The sequence below is a fragment of the Rhodococcus sp. 06-235-1A genome, assembly GCF_002258785.1.
Lineage (GTDB): Bacteria > Actinomycetota > Actinomycetes > Mycobacteriales > Mycobacteriaceae > Rhodococcoides.
On record NZ_NOYI01000013.1, the window covers coordinates 321,768 to 338,692 of the forward strand.

The following is a 16,925-nucleotide window of genomic DNA, read 5'->3' on the forward strand; positions in this document are numbered from 1 at the left end:
GTAGTTTCGCGTGCGTGCCTGGGTAGGCATGTGGGAACGACCGTGGAGTGGTGAGTTCGATGTTGTCGACTGGAAAAGTGATTCGATTCGACGAGTTCAAGGGGTACGGATTCGTAGCGCCGGACGAGGGCGGCGAGGACGTGTTCATTCACGTCAACGATCTGGACTTCGACAAGAGGCTGTTGGCACCGGGGGTTCGTGTCGAATACGTCGCCGTCGAGGGCGACAGAGGTCTCAAGGCAACTCAGGTGCAGATCATCGACGGTCCGGCGTCGACCGCACTGGTGACCCGACACAAGCCCGACGTGCCGTTCCACAACGTTCCGGCCAATGAACACCACCAGCTCGAAGACGTCATCTGCGACGTGCTGTCCGAGGCCGACTTCACCGCGGAGCTGACCGACGCTCTCCTCACCGCGAACGGCTCCCTGACGGCTACGCAGATCCTCGATATCCGATCAGCAATGCTGCGAGTGGCTCACGACCACAAGTGGATCGAGAACTGACGCTGTAGTTCGGCCGCCCGTTGTGGATCAATGCGGCTTTGTTGCAGTCTGAGCGACTGAAATCCGCATTGAACCCAACAGGGGCGGGGAACCGGGGCCTGACGATCAGAGCGGAATGTTCTTGTGGTTGCCCCGCGCTGCGGGGGCTGCCGCGAGTGCCTTGGCGACGGTGCTGCGGGTCTTGCTCGGCTCGATGACCTCGTCGACGACTCCGATGGCCACTGCGCGCTCGACGCCACCGGCGATGCTTTCGTGCTCGACGGTGAGGCGGTCGTGCAGTGCCTCCCGCTCTTCTTCCGGCGCGGCTGCGAGAGCCTTCTTGTGCAGGATGCCGACGGCAGCCTTCGCGCCCATCACGGCCACCTCGGAGCCGGGCCAGGCGTAGACGGCGGTGGCACCGAGTGCGCGAGCGTTCATGGCGATGTACGCACCACCGTAGATCTTGCGAGTGACCAGTGTGACGCGGGGAACGGTTGCTTCGGCGAAGGCGTGCAACAGTTTCGCGCCGCGACGTACGACGCCTTCCCATTCCATGCTGACGCCGGGGAGGTATCCGGGAACGTCGACGACCACGATGAGCGGGATGCCGAACGCGTCGCAGAGCCGCACGAAACGTGCTGCTTTCTCGGCGCTTTCGGAGTTGAGGCAGCCGCCGAGTCGGATGGGGTTGTTGGCGATGACGCCGACGGTGCGGCCGCTGATGCGTCCGAGACCGACGACGATGCTGCGGGCCCAGCCGCCCTGGAACTCCTCGAACGTCGATTCGCCTTCGACGTTGTCGAGCAATTCGTGGACGATCGGGTGCACATCGTATGCGCGACGGTTGGATTCGGGCATCAGCGCGCGGAGGTCGGTGTCGCCGTGCTCGGCGGCGGCGATGTCGAATTCGCCCTGCTCGCAGAACATGGACACCAGACGGCGGGCGCGCGTGAAGGCGTCCATCTCGCTGTCGGCGACGATGTGGCACACGCCGGACTTCTTGTGGTGGGTGTCGGGGCCGCCGAGCGAGGCCATGTCGACCTGCTCACCGGTGACGCTGCGGACGACGTCGGGACCGGTGACGAACACGCGTCCCTCGGGAGCCATGATGACGACGTCGGTCAGCGCAGGACCGTAGGCGGCGCCGCCGGCTGCGAAGCCGAGGACGACGGAAATCTGAGGGACGAGGCCGGATGCTCGAACCATGGCCTCGAAGACGAGTCCGACGGCGTGGAGAGCTTCGACGCCCTCGGCGAGGCGAGCGCCACCGGAGTGCCACACGCCGACGATAGGAGCGCGCTGTTCGATGGCCGTATCGATGGCGGCGACGATGTGCTTGCAGCCGTCGACGCCCATGGCACCGCCCATGACGGTGGCGTCGGAGCAGTAGGCGATGGTGTGGACTCCGTCGATCTCACCGGAGGCCGCGAGAATGCCGGATTTGTCCCGATCGTGCAGGGGGACAGTGGTTCCGGTGTCGAACAGGTTCTCGAGGCGGGCGAGTGGATCGCGGGGATCGGTAGAAGTACCGGATCGAGTGACGGGAGCCAGAATTGTCATCGCTTGTCCTTCTTCAGGGCCCCCGTGGGGGCGAGGCCCGAACCGGGGCCGTTCACTGGGAACGGCACCGGCCCGGATCATGCACTGCGAGAGCGAGATTCGCTGAGTCGAAACGATCGACTCAGTGCCTCACGCCTTTCCGAAGGCGAGCGCTACGTTGTGCCCACCGAATCCGAACGAGTTGTTGATCGCGTAATCGATCTGTCCGACGCGGGGCTCGCCCTTGACGACGTCGAGATCGATCTGGGGATCCTGATTCTCCAAATTCAGCGTGGGAGGGATGATTCCCTCGCGCACTGCCAGCACCGTCAGAACCGACTCGAGAGCGCCGACGGCACCGATCGAGTGGCCGAGAGCGGATTTCGGTGCGTACACCGCTGCGTGATTTCCGACGGCCTTGTTGATCGCCAGCGCCTCGGCGGTGTCTCCGATAGGAGTTGCCGTTGCGTGAGCGTTCACGTGGGTGATGTCGGACTTCTGCAGGCCTGCGGTCTCGATCGCACGCTTCATGGCGCGTGCGGCACCCGTGCCCTCCGGATCGGGGGCCACGAGGTGGAACCCATCGGAGGTGATTCCGGCACCGAGCAGGCGGGCGTGGATCGTTGCGCCGCGCGCCTTGGCGTGCTCCTCGGTCTCGATGACCATGAGCGCACCCGCTTCACCGAAGACGAATCCGTCACGGTCCTTGTCGAACGGACGTGACGCACCCTTCGGATTGTCGTTGTTGGTGCTCATCGCCCGCATCATGGAGAAGCTGGCGATCGGAACCGCGTCGATGTATCCCTCGACGCCGCCGGTGACGACCATGTCCGCGTCGCCCATCACGATCATCCGCCACGCGTGTGCGATGGCTTCCGATCCCGAGGAGCAGGCGGAGACGGGGGTGATGACACCGGCCTGTGCTTTGAGCTCGAGTCCGACGACCGCTGCGGGGCCGTTCGGCATGACCATCTGAACGGCGAGCGGAGACACCTTGCGGTAGCCGCCGGCCTTCATCTTGTCGTTGGCGTCGATCAGCGAATCGCCGCCACCGAGGCCGGTACCGATCGACACGCCGAGGCGAAGGGGATCGACGTCGGGGGTCCCGGCGTTCTTCCACACCTCGCGGCCCAGCACGGTGGCCAGCTGCTCCACGTAGCTGAGGCGACGAATCTCGACCCGCGAGAGCAGGCTCTGCGGGTTCACCGCGAGGTGTCCGCCGATCCGCACGGGCAGGTCGTACTCGGCGACGAAATCGTCTTCCAGAGTTGCGATTCCGCTGTCGCCGTTCAGCAGACCCTTCCACGTGGCATCGACGTCACCCGCAAGTGACGTGGTCGCAGCGAGGCTGGTGACGACGACACTGGGGAAGCGTCCGTTGGCGGTGGATGGGTTGGTCATGGGCCGTGTCACTCGCTCGCGGAGTCGTCGAGCTTGGCCTTGATAGCTTCTGCGGCTTCGGGGTTCTCCGCTTCGAGCTTCTGGATGTAGTTGACGGCATCGCCGACGGTGCGCAGACCTGCGAGGTCCTCGTCGGGGATCTTCACGCCGTACTTGTCCTCGGTCTGCACTGCGATCTCGACCATGGAGAGCGAGTCGATGTCGAGGTCGTCCACGAAGGACTTCTCGATGGTCACCTCGGACGGTTCGATGCCCGTGACCTCCTCGATGATCTCTGCAAGTCCGGCGATGAGGTCTTCCTGGCTGGCCACTGTTGTGGGTCCCTTCTCTTCTGTGTCGAACGCCGAAGTCATGTGCTTCGAGACGCGGTTGTGCATTTCTGCCACTCGGGGAGTGGAAGTGGATCCGCAGTGCTGAGACTGCGGTGTGGGTTGCCGAGCTATCCGAGCTCGGCCAATGCGGAAATGTCCGCCGGTGTCTTCAGGCCGAGGTTGGCGACGCCGCGCAGTTCACGCTTGGCGATACCGACCAGTGCGCCTGCCGGGGGCAGTTCCACAAGTCCGGTGACCTGCGCCGTGCGCAGGTAGGCGTTGCACAGATCCCATCGCACGGGGCGAGTGACCTGGGCGGCAAGCTTGTTCAGTGCGTCGGCACCCGAGGTGACCGGCTGACCGTCCGAGTTGGACAGCAACGTCCGTGTCGGCTCGGACGGAGTGATGGCGGCAGCGGCTGCGGCAACGGTGTCGCCCGCCGACGCCATGTACTTGGTGTGGAAAGCGCCGGCAACCGGCAGGGCGCGGACGCGGGCCTTCTCGGGCGCGCTCTCGGCCAGTTCGGCGAGCTTGGTCAGCAGCCCTGCTGCAACGATCTGGCCGGCGGCGTTGACGTTGGCCGGGGCGAGATCCAACTCCTCGAGTCGGGCAAGCACGGCGGTTTCGTCGCCGCCCAGCACTGCGGACATGCCGGTCGGTTCGAGTGCGCAGGCCTTGGCCATCGCAGCGCCGCGGACCGCGGCCAGCGAGACAGCGTCGTCGGAGGAGATGACGCCTGCAATCGCGGCGGCAGCGAGTTCGCCGACGGAGTGCCCGGCGATGATGGCGTCCTCGGGGAACAATCCACGTGCTGCAATTTCCTCGAAGGCGAGCAGAGCCGAGGCGACGACCAGGGGCTGGGTCACCGCGGTGTCGGTGATCTCCTCGGCTGTGGCCGTGGTGCCGAGACGAACCAGGTCGAGGCCGGAAGCCTTGGACCACAGCGCCAATCGATCTGCCGCACCGGGCAGTTCGAGCCATGGCAGCAGCATGCCGGGAGTCTGGGAGCCCTGACCGGGCGCAAGCAACGCAATCACAGGGTTAAGAGAACACTGTCGACCTGCGAATCAGTGATGTCGCGCTCGATGAACTCTCGACAAGCAATTTGTGGGAACCCTACAAATTGCCTCGTGGCGATCCGCCATCGCCGGAGGGTGGTCACGCGTTACGTCACTACTTCCCCGAATGTGACCTGTGTGACATATGGGGCGGAATGCGACGGTTCGTGATGCGTTCGAGCCAACCTTCCTACCGTTGCCGCGACCCTGAGCACGTACGCATCGCGCGGGTTGGTGGGATCGCGACCGGTGACCTCGGCAATGCGCTTGAGGCGATAACGGACCGTATTTGGATGAACAAACAGCTGCCGTGCGCAGGTTTCCACGGCACCACCGCAGTCCAGATAGGCGTCGAGCGTGTCGGCCAAGCCGGAACCCGCTGCGGCCAACGGAACGACCACATGATCGTTCAACGCCGATATCGCTGCGCCGTCGTTCATCAGCGCGCGTTCCGGCAACAGCTCGCCCGCGTGCACCGGACGCGGCGCACCTCGCCATCCGGCCACGGCCTGCATCCCGGCGAACGCCTCGACTGCGCTCGAGTGCGCTGCGCCGAGGGTGCGGGTGGTGGGGCCGATGACGACGGGTCCGTCGGAGAAGTTCTGCAACATGTCGTCGATGAACGCGTGGTGGGCCGGCGTATCGGCGATCTGGCCGCTGACCACCATCACCAGCCGCGTGCCCTGCACCACCGCCAGCGCCGCTCGGCCGTGCTTCTGCGCCACCGTGTGTACGGTTCCGACGACCGAGACGCCCCGATCGTCCGGGGGAGTGCCGACCAACACCGTTGCGGGCGCTGTGGCGTCCCAGTTCAACGTGGCGGCACGCGAGAGCATGTCGGAGCCGGTGTCTCCGCGCACGACGGCGTCGACCACGAGGGCTTCGAGGCGGGTGTCCCATGCACCGCGGGACTCGGCGGCGCTGGCGTAGACCGACGCGGCGGCAAAACCGAGTTCGCGTCCGTACCGCAACACGGCCTCGGTCAGGGCCACCAACTGCTGATCGTTGCGTGCCAACGCCGGGAGCCACTGCTCGAAGAACTCCATCGCCACCCGCACCATGTCGACGGTCTGGCGCAGCGTGAGGCGTCGGGCCAGGTCCTGTGGAATGACCTGAAAGGCGTCGAGAGAGAACCGAATATCGCTGTTGGGGTTCTTCAGCCACTCGAGAAAGTTGTCGACGGCTGTCTGAATCAACAGCTGGACGCTGGCACGTTGGGCCGCGTCGAGATCACCGAAGAACGGCAGCTGGCCCTGCATGGTCGTCACGGCCTCGGTGGAGAGTCGGCCGGAGAACTGCTTGACCCGTCGCAGAAGGGCATCGGGCAATGGATCGCGCTTCTGGCGCGAGGGGGCGAGTGAGGCGACCGGAAGGTGCACCTCGTTGTCCACGGTCAAGGAATCGCGGGTCAACGACTCGCGCAACGCTTCGCGATAGGCGTCGCGACGGGACACATCGCGTGCGGACGCGCTGCCCGGTGGGTCGGGTTTCGCATCGGCCATAGGGAGAACCTACGCTCGACCCCCGCCCCTATCGCGATGGACATGCTTCGCGACGTGGGACGGGGGTCGGCCGAACAGGGGTGGAACCTACGCGGAACCGGTATCGGCGAACGACGTCGGCGCAGCGGTGACGTCGTCGATCTTGTACTTGTTCGCAGCTTCGATCGCCTTGGACTTGTCGATCTCGCCGGATGCCGCGAGAGCGGACAACGTGGCGACGACGATCGACTCGGCGTCGACGTTGAACACACGACGCGCGGCCGGACGGGTATCGGAGAACCCGAAGCCGTCGGTGCCGAGGGTCACGTAATCGCCCGGAACCCACTGACGGATCTGGTCCGGAACGGCACGCATCCAATCCGAGGATGCGATGACCGGGCCGTGGGCATCGGCCAGCGCCGAGGTGACGAACGGAACGCGCTTGTCGGCACCGGGGTTGCGCAGGGATTCCTGCTCGGCCTCGACACCGTCTCGGCGCAGCTCGCCCCACGAGGTCACCGACCAGACGGCCGAGCGAACGCCCCACTCCTCGAGCAGCAGCTCACGGGCCTTGCGGGCCGAGACCATGCCGACGCCGGACGCCAACAGCTGTGCCTCGGGTCCGTCGCCTTCCTGCGGAGCCGCGAACCGGTAGATGCCCTTGAGTAGACCCTCGACGTCGAGGTTCTCCGGCTCGGCCGGCTGTACGTACGGCTCGTTGTACAGGGTGATGTAGTAGAAGATGTTCTCTCCGCCGAAGCCCTCGACACCTTCGGTGCCGCCGTACATCCGTCGCAGACCGTCCTTGACGATGTGCGCGATTTCGTACGAGAACGCCGGGTCGTAGGCCACGGCGGCCGGGTTGGTCGATGCCAACAGCAGCGAGTGACCGTCGGCGTGCTGCAGACCCTCACCGGTGAGCGTGGTGCGACCTGCGGTGGCTCCGAGGACGAATCCACGGGCCATCTGGTCTGCCGCTGCCCAGAGACCGTCGCCGGTGCGCTGGAAGCCGAACATCGAGTAGAAGATGTACAGCGGGATCATGACCTCGCCGTGCGTGGCGTACGAGGTACCGACCGCGGTGAACGACGACGTCGAACCGGCCTCGTTGATGCCCTCGTGCAGGATCTGGCCGACCGAGCTCTCCTTGTAGGCGAGCATCAGCTCCGAGTCCACCGAGGTGTACAGCTGGCCGTTGCGGTTGTAGATCTTCAGCGACGGGAACCACGAGTCCATGCCGAACGTGCGGGCCTCGTCGGGGATGATCGGCACGATTCGGTGGCCGATCTCCTTGTCTCGCAACAGCTCCTTCATGACGCGCACGAGTGCCATGGTGGTGGCGACTTCCTGCTTGCCGGAACCCTTGCGGAGCGTCTTGTACGTGTCGTCGCCGGGCTGTGGCAGCGGCTTGACGTCCACTCGCCGCTCGGGGACGAACCCGCCGAGCTTGTTGCGACGATCGAGCATGTACTGGATCTCGGGAGCGTCCGCACCGGGGTGGTAGTACGGCGGCATGTACGGATCCTTCTCGAGCTCTTCGTCCGAGATCGGGATGTGCTGGAGATCGCGGAACGTCTTGAGATCGTCGAGCGTGAGCTTCTTCATCTGGTGCGTGGCGTTGCGACCCTCGAAGTGCTTGCCGAGGGTGTAGCCCTTGATGGTGTGCGCCAGGATGACCGTCGGCTGGCCCTTGTGCGACATTGCCGCCGCGTAGGCAGCGTGCACCTTGCGGTAGTCGTGGCCACCACGCTTGAGGTTCCAGATCTCGTCGTCGGACAGATCCTTGACGAGTTCCTTCGTGCGCGGATCGCGACCGAAGAAGTGATCGCGGACGTAGCTACCGTCGTTGGCCTTGTACGTCTGGAAATCGCCGTCGGGAGTGGTGTTCATCAGATTCACCAGAGCGCCGTCGCGGTCCTTGTGCAGCAGTGCGTCCCACTCGCGACCCCAGACGACCTTGATGACGTTCCAGCCGGCACCCCGGAAGAACGATTCGAGTTCCTGGATAATCTTTCCGTTGCCGCGCACCGGGCCGTCGAGGCGCTGCAGGTTGCAGTTGACGACGAACGTGAGGTTGTCGAGGCCCTCGGTGGCAGCAACGTGTGCGAGTCCACGCGATTCCGGCTCGTCCATCTCGCCGTCGCCGAGGTAGGCCCACACGTGCTGATCGGAGGTGTCCTTGATGCCGCGGTCGTTCAGGTAGTGGTTGAAGCGCGCCTGGTAGATGGCGTTCATCGGGCCGAGGCCCATCGACACCGTCGGGAACTCCCAGAAGTCCTGCATCAGGCGTGGGTGCGGGTACGACGGCAGTCCGCCGCCCTCGTTCACGTGGCTGGCCTCCTGGCGGAAGCCGTCCATGCGCTCGGCCGGGATGCGGCCCTCGAGGAAGGCGCGGGCGTAGATGCCGGGGGAGGCGTGACCCTGGATGAAGATGTGGTCGCCGCCGCCCGGGTGGTCCTTGCCGCGGAAGAAGTGGTTGAAGCCGACCTCGTAGAGCGCTGCGGACGAGGCATAGGTGGAGATGTGTCCACCGACGCCGACGCCGGGACGCTGCGCGCGGTGCACCATGATGGCCGCGTTCCAGCGGATCCAGGCGCGGTAGCGGCGTTCCATCGACTCGTCGCCGGGGAACCACGGCTCGTTCTCGGTGGGAATGGTGTTGACGTAGTCCGTCGACGTCAGCGACGGGAGCGCAACGCGGCGCTCACCGGCGCGCTCGAGCAACCTGAGCATCAGGTAGCGAGCGCGGTTGGGGCCGGACCTCTCCAACAAGCCGTCGAACGATTCGATCCATTCGTTGGTCTCGTCGTTGTCGATATCGGGCAGGTACGACGCGACACCCTCGCGGATGACGCGGACCCGGCCGTCAGAGCCCTTCTTGCCTGCAGACGATGTGTTCTGCCGTTCGCCGCTGTTCACTTCGGACAACGTGTGCACTCCTCAATGTGGCGGACGCTCGGTGTGGCGCCCGGTCCGGTAGCTCGCCCCTGTGACGGCGATCTACTTTCCTCGTTCTCGTGATTCCTCCCCAATCCTGCTACATCTCGTTGGTTCTGGTAGTACAGAGGTCCAATACCCACCAGTAGAAATTTATGTACGCAATTTCGGCGCGGTCAGCTTGCGCGAACGGCTTCGACCCTGTTCGCTTTGTCTACTGCACCCACAATTCAAGGAGGTCACCACCGTGGTCGCCGCGGCGGACGCTCAGAACTACGCTCAGAAACTTGGCATCACTCGCGACATGGTCGTACAGGAGCTGGGCTGGGACGAGGACACCGACGATGATCTGCGCGCCGACGTAGAAGATGCGATCGGTGGCGAGACCCTCGACGAGGATTCCGACGAGGTGATCGACGTTGTACTGCTGTGGTGGCGCGACGGAGACGGTGACCTGGTCGATGCACTCATGGATGCCATCGGGCCACTCTCGGACGATGGAATCGTATGGGTCCTCAGCCCCAAGACCGGCATGTCCGGTCACGTCGAACCCAGCGAGATTGCCGAATCCGCCCCGACCGCAGGGTTGACGCAGACCTCTGCGGCAAACCTCGGTGACTGGATCGGAAGTCGTCTGGTTCAGCCCAAGACCCCTGCCACCAAGCGGTAGGTCGATGCTCGACACAGGAAGACGGTTCTAGATGCCGATCGAGGTTGGCGCGGTTGCGCCCGACTTCACTCTGAAGGATCAGAACAACCAACTGGTCACGTTGTCGTCGTACAGGAACGTGAAAAACGTTCTGCTCGTGTTCTATCCACTGGCCTTCACCGGCACGTGCCAGGGCGAGCTGTGCAAAGTGCGCGACGAGTTGCCGACCTTCGAGAACGACGACACCGCGGTGTTGGCGATCTCGGTGGGACCACCTCCGACCCACAAGATCTGGGCTGCAGAACAGGGTTACACCTTTCCGCTGCTGTCGGACTTCTGGCCGCACGGTGAGGTTGCTCAGGCCTACGGAGTTTTCAACGACACTGCAGGTTTCGCCAATCGCGGCACTTTCGTGGTCGACAAGTCCGGAATCATCCGGTTTGCCGAGATGAACGGACCCGGCGAGGCACGCGACAGTTCATCGTGGGCCGAGGCTCTCGCACAGGTGAGCTGACCTGCGGAATTGTAGTTAGAGATCAGACACGATAAATTTCTCCAAGCGTTCCGGTGGCCCGGGGTTGTCCCCAGGCCACCGGTACTCGGGCGTATAGCTCAGCGGTAGAGCTCTGGTTTTACACACCAGCGGTCGGGGGTTCGAACCCCTCTGCGCCCACCATCATTGCGATTCTCGGCTCGACCGAACCTCTCGCACGATCTGCTGCGCCCGGTGTTTCTCGGGCAGTCGATCACCCTTGCCGAAGAGCTTGTGACGCAATGTGCCCGGCGTGTATTCGGTGCGATAGACACCGCGACGCTGCAATTCCGGAACGACGAATCGAACTACATCCTCGAACGTCCCCGGGGTGATGGCGTACGCGAGATTGAAGCCGTCGACGTCGGTCTCATCCACCCACTCCTGCAGTTGATCCGCGACCTCGCCGGGGGAGCCGACGATGCGCGGACCTGCACCACCGATGCCGCCCCACTCGGCGATATCGCGCACCGTCCATTCCTTACCGTCGGCCCCGATCGACTGGAACGACGCGACGAACGACTGAATCGCATTGCTCTCGACATTGCCGAGTGGCTCGTCGAGCGCATACCGCGACAGGTCGACGCCCATCCAGCCCGACATGAACACCAACGCACCCTCGGCACTGGCATACGACCGATACTCGTCGTGCTTGGCATGGGCGAGTTCGGATGTCTCATCGGTGACAATGGTGAGTAGCTGATAGATCCGTGCCGAGTACGGATCGCGGCCGGCATCGCGCAGGGCTCGACGGATACTCGAAACCGTCTGCGCCAGAATCTCCTTGGTGGGTGCGCCGACGAAGATCGCTTCGGCATTCTGCGCCGCGAACCGTACGCCACGCGGCGACGCGCCGGCCTGGAAGATCACCGGCGTCCGCTGCGGCGAGGGCTCGGCGAGGTGGATACCCGGGACCGTGAAGTGCTTGCCGCGGTGGTTGATTCGATGCACCTTGGTTGGGTCGGTGAACACACCGGTCTCGCGATCGCGGATCACCGCGTCGTCGTCCCACGACGCCTCCCACAGCTTGTAGAGCACCTCGAGGTACTCGTCGGCGTGGTCGTAGCGATCGTCGTGCTTCAACTGATCGTCGTGGCCCATGTTCTGCGCCGCCGACGGGAGATACCCGGTGACGACGTTCCACCCGATGCGGCCGTTGGTCAGATGGTCGAGCGTGGAGAGCCGGCGTGCGAACGGATACGGATGCTCGAAGCCGGTACCCGCGGTGATCCCGAAGCCGAGATGCTCGGTGACCGCGGCCTGCGCGCTGACGAGCAACAGGGGGTCCGACACCGGAATCTGCGCACCGTGCCGGATGGCGGCGTCATGATTGCCGCCGTATACGTCGTACGTGCCGAGGACGTCGGCGATGAACAAACCGTCGAAGAGGCCTCGTTCCAACAGCTTCGCCAGATCGGTCCAGTAGCCGAGTTCCTTGTATCGCCACGACTGATCGAGTGGATGACGCCACAGACCGGGGGACTGATGCGCGACGCAATTCATGTCGAAGGCATTGAAACGAATCTCGCGTGACACGGGCGAACTCCTTCGGCAGGGTGACCTGTCTTCGATATCGACAGCGGTGCGACGCTACCGACGACCCAGGCCGGTGGGAACAGTTCGGATCGTGATGAGTCGATAGCTGGTCAGCAGCGCTTCGATACCTCAGTGTTGCGCCGTCACATCAGCGAAAGAAGCGTCGGAGCATGATCGAAATAGCGCAATTGACCAAGACGTACGGGACGGGGGAGAACACGACCGTCGTCCTCGACCGGCTGGATTTCACGGTGCAGTCCGGCGAGATCCTGGCCGTCGTCGGTCCCAGTGGTGCCGGCAAAAGCACGCTGGCCCAATGCATCAACCTCTTGACGCGTCCCACCTCGGGCTCGGTGATCGTCAACGGGGACGATCTCGCGCAGTTGAACGCCAAGCAGCTTCGGGTCGCGCGCCGACGCATCGGCACCGTTTTTCAGTCGTCGAGTCTGCTCTCGCGCCGAACCGTGGCGGAGAACGTCGCATTGCCACTGGACTTTCTGGGGGCCACGAAAGCCGAGACGGCCAGGCGTGTGGGAGAGCTTCTCGACCGAGTAGGTCTGTCCGACAAAGCAGCTCGCTATCCGTTTCAGCTCTCGGGCGGGCAGCGTCAACGAGTGGGAATTGCGCGAGCATTGGCGCTGCGGCCGTCGGTGTTGCTCTCCGACGAGGCAACCTCCGGCCTGGATCCGCAGACCACCGAATCGGTGGTCCAGTTGTTGCGCGAACTGCGTCGGGACCTCGACCTCGCCATCGTGTTCATCACCCACGAGATGGATACCGTTCTGCGAGCCGCGGATTCGGTGGCCAGGCTCGATCACGGCCGCATCGTCGAATCCGGGAAGCTGGTCGATCTGCTGACCGACCACACGTCGGCGCTCGGCCACGAGCTGCGCCCCAGGCGTGACGACGCACAGGCTGCAGCCGGCGACGTGCAATGGAACGTGACCTACGATTCGCCCGACGTTCCGCAGGACTGGATCGGGCGACTGGGCCAGGATTTGGGCGCACCGGTCGCGCTGTTGGGAGCCTCCGTGCAGGTTGTGGCCGGAGTGGCGGTCGGCAGCGCGTCGATCGGCATCGGGGCCCACCTGAGTGGACGCGTCCCCGGCGCGCTCACGGCTCTCGGTTTGTCCGGATCTGCGAATACCGAGCAGCCGATCCTGGAGGTCGCGTCGTGATCGCGGTGCTCGCGGCAGGCAACAAGGTTCCGGTCGACGAACTGCCGGCTCTGCTGTTGCCCGCGTTGGGGGACACCCTCACGATGGTCGGGATCGTGATGTTCATCGTGGTGCTCGTGGGTGTGCCGCTCGGAGCGGTGCTGTTCAACCTCGGCCCTGGCGGACTGTTCGAGAACCCGGTGTTGCACACGCCGGTGAGCTGGCTCGTCAGCATCGGACGATCGTTGCCGTTCCTGATTCTGATGGCCGCGCTGGTTCCGGTGACCCGGTGGATCACCGGAACCAACATCGGTATCGCAGCGGCAGTGGTCCCGATGTCGTTGGCGGGCATCGCATTCTTCACTCGCATCGTCGAGAACTCTCTGCGCTCGGTTCCGACGTCGGTTGTCGACGTTGCTCGGGCATCCGGCGGTTCCACGCTGCAGGTCACCACCACGCAGTTGTCCGAGGCGGTGCCGTCGATCATCGGTGGGCTGACCATCAACATCATCGCCATGATCGAATACTCCGCCATCGCCGGAACCATCGGCGCAGGCGGAATCGGTTACGTCGCAGTCACATACGGATATCAACGATTCGATCACACCGTCATGATCGCCACGATCGTCATCCTGATTCTCACCGTCGCCGTCGTACAGCTCGTCGGCGATGCCCTCGTTCGCTTCACCACACCTCATCAGCGCGCTGTGCGCACTGCCTGAACCACATTCGAAAGGTTCCATCCATCATGACAACGTCCACCGAAGCGCACGGCTTCGAGCTGAAGAACCGTCGGAAAGCGCCCTGGATCATCGCCGCAGTCGTCTTGCTGATCGCACTCGCCGTGATCGTGCGCATCGCGTTCTTCGGCGACACGGCATCGGCCAACGAGACCGAGGGTGCCACACTCGTTGTCGCCACGGCAGAGGGCAACGCGTCCGAGCAGGCGCTCGTCGAATTCGTCGCAGAGCAGGTTGCCCCCAAGTACGGCATCACGGTTGCATTCCGCGGACTCGCAGACAGCAACACCATCAACCGTGCAGTCAGCGAAGGTGAGGTGGCCGCTACCGTCTACCAGCACAAGCTGTGGCTCGGCCAGGTACTCGAATCCAACCCGGACTTCCAGGAGGAGGCCGCAACCCCGGTGTTTCGGTGGGGATTCGGCTTGTGGTCCGACAAGTACTCGGACCCAGCTCAATTGCCGGACGGCGCAACGGTATCGCTCTACTCCGACCCGGCCAACGAGGCCCAAGGCCTGTGGGTGCTCGAGCGAGCGGGGCTGATCACGCTCGATCCTGCTGTCGACAAGTCGACGGCCACGCAGAAGGACATCGTCGGTAACCCGAAGAACCTGAAGTTCACGCTGCTCGATTTCGCCGCGCAGTCGCGGGCACTCCCGGATCTCGACGCAGCTGTGGGCTACACCGAGTATTACCTCGCGGCCGGCATCCCCGTCGAGAAGCAGATCTTCGCGCCGCCGGCACCGGACGAGTTCGCCGGTCAGCTCACCATCGGTAGCCGGTGGGCGGACACGGACAACATCAAGAATCTCGTTGCCGCGTTCAAGGATCCTGCGGTGCAGGAATTCCTGGCCACCGACCCGCGCGTGAAGGACATCCTGCTTCCTCTCCAGTAGATCGTGCCGCGCCCGGCGGTCCAGCAGCTGACCGTCGGGCACAGCCGTGGTGTTACCTTCGATCCGCACCCGACAGCACTGACACGAGGCGGACGACGTGACCCGGTACGACGCGCTGACAGAACTACTCGACGAGAGATATTCGTGCCGGCAATTCCTGCCGAAGCAGGTCTCGCGCGAGGTACTCGAACAGCTACTCACCGCTGCCCAGCGAACTCCCTCCTGGTCCAACACCCAGTCGTGGCAGATCATCGTGACCGAAGGTGATGCCACCCGGAAGTTCTCCGAGGCCTTGGTGGAGCACGTGGCGTCCGGGGCGCCGCAACCGGACTTCCCGTTCCCGGCGAACTACAACGCCCTGCACCGTGCCAGACGACGCGAATGCGGTGGCGCACTCTACGAGAGCATCGGCGTGGTGAAGTCCGACACCGAGGCGACGACGCGTCAGTTCATTCGCAATTACGAATTGTTCGACGCCCCACATGCCGCCATCATCACCACCGACGCCGATCTGGGCGTCTACGGTGCCGTCGACTGCGGGTTGTATCTGCAGACGTTCCTGCTTGCCGCCCAGAGTCTCGGTCTCGGAGCCATCGCGCAGGCAGCATTGGCCGCGTACTCACCGTTTCTGCACGAGTGGTTCGACATCCCGGATACCAGGCGCGTGGTGGCCGGCATCTCCTTCGGCTATCCCGACGAGAGCCACCCGATCAACGGATTCCGTACCAGCCGAGCGCCTCTGGACGAGACGGTGACATTCGTCAGCAGCTAGGGAGCGAGCTGCGGCCCGAACTTCGTCTCGATCTCGGCGAAGTACGCGTCGGCCAACGCGACGAAACGCTTCTCGTCGAGCGCGATGGTGTCGCCCACGGCATACCCGAGAATGCTCTTCTTCGGGTCGAGATTGATCGTCGGATCGCTGGTCATGACGTCTTCGGCTGCCGTCATCGATGCGGCCAGCACCCGGACCTCGTTGAGCGGATTGCCGTTCTTCTTCTCCTGCCCACGCATGCGGTGCAAAAAATACAACTCGAGCGTCAGCACGAGATTGTTGAAGAAGGCGACGTCGAGTGCCTTGTCCACGTCGGTGGTCGTCGTTCGCTTCGATGCGACCGCACGGTAGGCGGCCAGCTGCGAATCCAACCGCGCACGGCAGGCATCGATGTATTCGCGTGGGTACGACTTCACGGACAGCACGGGGGAGATGTTAATTGGCGTCGTAGGTGGACGCAGGGGAAACGTCAGCCCTGAAGACGACGAACCAACTCGGTACCGACGTCCGTGCCCGAACGCCATGCGCTTTCCACTCTGGGTGCTCCGGATGCACACCATTGATCGCCGGCGAACCCGACGAGTCTTCCGTCGTGCTGCTCGAGCGCACACGTGGAATCGTGCTGCGACGCAGGCTTTGCGAACGTCCATCGATGGGCGTGCGTCCAACTGGGTGCTGTAGTGACGACCGATAGTTCGCGCAATGCGTCGAGAACCGGGGCGATCGCGCCGTCGGGATCGTCGAGGTGCTGCTGCGCCCGCTCGGACGTGGTGTGCACGACGAGAACCGGAGCGCCATCGCCGCGTCGAGCACCGTCGTCGACGACGAACGCGATATCGGGATGATCGTTGACGAAGGCAGCGTCGCGGAACGGGACATCCAACCCGTCGAATCCGCACGCCACCGCAATGACCGGTTCGTATTCGACGGCGTCGGGTACTGCGGTCAGTCGCGTCGCCTGCGGATCGGGCATTGCCACCACGACATGGCCGTCGGGAAGGTCGGTCAACTCGGAGGATCCTTCGATGTGGAAGTCTCCCAGCAAGTCTCGTACCAGAGAACGAAGCCCGTTCGGGGTGGCCCACCGAACCGGGCCGGTGGTGGTGCACGGAACCGTCTCGGGCTTGAGAATGCCGAACGTATTGGCCCACTGGCGCGCCAGGCCCCTCGACTCCCAGTCGGCTACCACCGTCGAGAAATCCTGATCCCGGACGGTGAAGTAGCCGGCACCCAGATCGACGCGTCGTCCGTGAAGTTCGGGGGAGGACATTCGTCCGCCGGGGGCGCGTCCTCTGTCGACGATGCGAAACGGCACGGCTGCGTCGTGGAGAACCCGGGCACAAGCCGCGCCGGCAATACCTGCACCGACAATGGTGACCGGACCGGTCGAGGAGCCCGCTTCGGAGTTCATCGGTCCAGTATGCCGGGATT

Annotated in this window: 16 protein-coding genes and 1 tRNA gene; 8 read left to right on the top strand and 9 right to left on the bottom strand. The window is 64.2% G+C overall.

The window, feature by feature from the left end; translation table 11 throughout:
• The first annotated feature begins 77 nt into the window (after positions 1 to 77).
• Entirely contained in the window at positions 78 to 506 is a 429-nt protein-coding gene (locus CH275_RS14580) for a cold-shock protein (RefSeq protein WP_256991027.1), read from the top strand.
• Between the two features lie 105 nt (positions 507 to 611).
• Here CH275_RS14580 and CH275_RS14585 read toward each other — a convergent pair whose 3' ends face one another.
• The 6 genes from CH275_RS14585 to aceE all read right to left on the bottom strand — a co-directional run bounded on the left by CH275_RS14585 (position 612) and on the right by aceE (position 9,203).
• A complete protein-coding gene (locus tag CH275_RS14585; RefSeq protein ID WP_094679035.1) occupies positions 612 to 2,045 on the bottom strand; it encodes an acyl-CoA carboxylase subunit beta in 1,434 nt (477 codons plus the stop codon).
• Positions 2,046 to 2,174: 129 nt separating this feature from the next.
• A complete protein-coding gene (locus CH275_RS14590; protein ID WP_068052249.1) occupies positions 2,175 to 3,425 on the bottom strand; it encodes a KasA/KasB family beta-ketoacyl-ACP synthase in 1,251 nt (416 codons plus the stop codon).
• A gap of 8 nt (positions 3,426 to 3,433) precedes the next feature.
• The gene (gene acpM, locus CH275_RS14595) at positions 3,434 to 3,778 is read right to left on the bottom strand and encodes a meromycolate extension acyl carrier protein AcpM (protein WP_052058428.1); all 345 of its coding nucleotides are present in this window, start codon (positions 3,776 to 3,778) and stop codon (positions 3,434 to 3,436) included.
• 86 nt (positions 3,779 to 3,864) lie between these two features.
• A complete protein-coding gene (locus CH275_RS14600; RefSeq protein ID WP_094679036.1) occupies positions 3,865 to 4,773 on the bottom strand; it encodes an ACP S-malonyltransferase in 909 nt (302 codons plus the stop codon).
• Positions 4,774 to 4,901: 128 nt separating this feature from the next.
• Positions 4,902 to 6,296, bottom strand: a complete 1,395-nt coding sequence (locus CH275_RS14605) for a PucR family transcriptional regulator (protein WP_256991028.1) — start codon at positions 6,294 to 6,296, stop codon at positions 4,902 to 4,904.
• An 87-nt stretch (positions 6,297 to 6,383) separates the two neighbouring features.
• Positions 6,384 to 9,203: a pyruvate dehydrogenase (acetyl-transferring), homodimeric type gene (aceE, locus tag CH275_RS14610; protein WP_094679284.1), complete on the bottom strand. Its 2,820-nt coding sequence runs from the start codon at positions 9,201 to 9,203 to the stop codon at positions 6,384 to 6,386.
• Positions 9,204 to 9,459: 256 nt separating this feature from the next.
• Between aceE and CH275_RS14615 the strand changes: the two genes are divergently transcribed.
• The 3 genes from CH275_RS14615 to CH275_RS14625 all read left to right on the top strand — a co-directional run bounded on the left by CH275_RS14615 (position 9,460) and on the right by CH275_RS14625 (position 10,537).
• A complete protein-coding gene (locus CH275_RS14615; protein ID WP_032379129.1) occupies positions 9,460 to 9,882 on the top strand; it encodes a DUF3052 domain-containing protein in 423 nt (140 codons plus the stop codon).
• Between the two features lie 31 nt (positions 9,883 to 9,913).
• Entirely contained in the window at positions 9,914 to 10,375 is a 462-nt protein-coding gene (locus tag CH275_RS14620; protein WP_094679037.1) for a peroxiredoxin, read from the top strand.
• 87 nt (positions 10,376 to 10,462) lie between these two features.
• Positions 10,463 to 10,537, top strand: a tRNA-Val gene (locus CH275_RS14625).
• On the opposite strand, the gene CH275_RS14630 is transcribed toward CH275_RS14625, so the two are convergent.
• On the bottom strand, positions 10,538 to 11,929 hold the full coding sequence (locus CH275_RS14630; RefSeq protein WP_094679038.1) for an LLM class flavin-dependent oxidoreductase: 1,392 nt from the start codon (positions 11,927 to 11,929) through the stop codon (positions 10,538 to 10,540).
• A 170-nt stretch (positions 11,930 to 12,099) separates the two neighbouring features.
• Between CH275_RS14630 and CH275_RS14635 the strand changes: the two genes are divergently transcribed.
• The 4 genes from CH275_RS14635 to CH275_RS14650 all read left to right on the top strand — a co-directional run bounded on the left by CH275_RS14635 (position 12,100) and on the right by CH275_RS14650 (position 15,494).
• Positions 12,100 to 13,107, top strand: a complete 1,008-nt coding sequence (locus CH275_RS14635) for a methionine ABC transporter ATP-binding protein (protein ID WP_094679039.1) — start codon at positions 12,100 to 12,102, stop codon at positions 13,105 to 13,107.
• Positions 13,108 to 13,190: 83 nt separating this feature from the next.
• Positions 13,191 to 13,808: a methionine ABC transporter permease gene (locus CH275_RS14640; RefSeq protein WP_218828796.1), complete on the top strand. Its 618-nt coding sequence runs from the start codon at positions 13,191 to 13,193 to the stop codon at positions 13,806 to 13,808.
• Between the two features lie 26 nt (positions 13,809 to 13,834).
• Positions 13,835 to 14,722: a MetQ/NlpA family ABC transporter substrate-binding protein gene (locus CH275_RS14645; protein ID WP_094679041.1), complete on the top strand. Its 888-nt coding sequence runs from the start codon at positions 13,835 to 13,837 to the stop codon at positions 14,720 to 14,722.
• Between the two features lie 97 nt (positions 14,723 to 14,819).
• The gene (locus CH275_RS14650) at positions 14,820 to 15,494 is read left to right on the top strand and encodes a nitroreductase (protein WP_094679042.1); all 675 of its coding nucleotides are present in this window, start codon (positions 14,820 to 14,822) and stop codon (positions 15,492 to 15,494) included.
• Here CH275_RS14650 and CH275_RS14655 read toward each other — a convergent pair.
• Together CH275_RS14655 and CH275_RS14660 are read right to left on the bottom strand one after the other, a co-directional pair.
• Positions 15,491 to 15,919, bottom strand: a complete 429-nt coding sequence (locus CH275_RS14655; protein ID WP_094679043.1) for a hypothetical protein — start codon at positions 15,917 to 15,919, stop codon at positions 15,491 to 15,493. The genes CH275_RS14650 and CH275_RS14655 overlap by 4 nt on opposite strands.
• A gap of 44 nt (positions 15,920 to 15,963) precedes the next feature.
• On the bottom strand, positions 15,964 to 16,905 hold the full coding sequence (locus CH275_RS14660; protein WP_094679044.1) for an NAD(P)/FAD-dependent oxidoreductase: 942 nt from the start codon (positions 16,903 to 16,905) through the stop codon (positions 15,964 to 15,966).
• Positions 16,906 to 16,925: the final 20 nt, after the last annotated feature.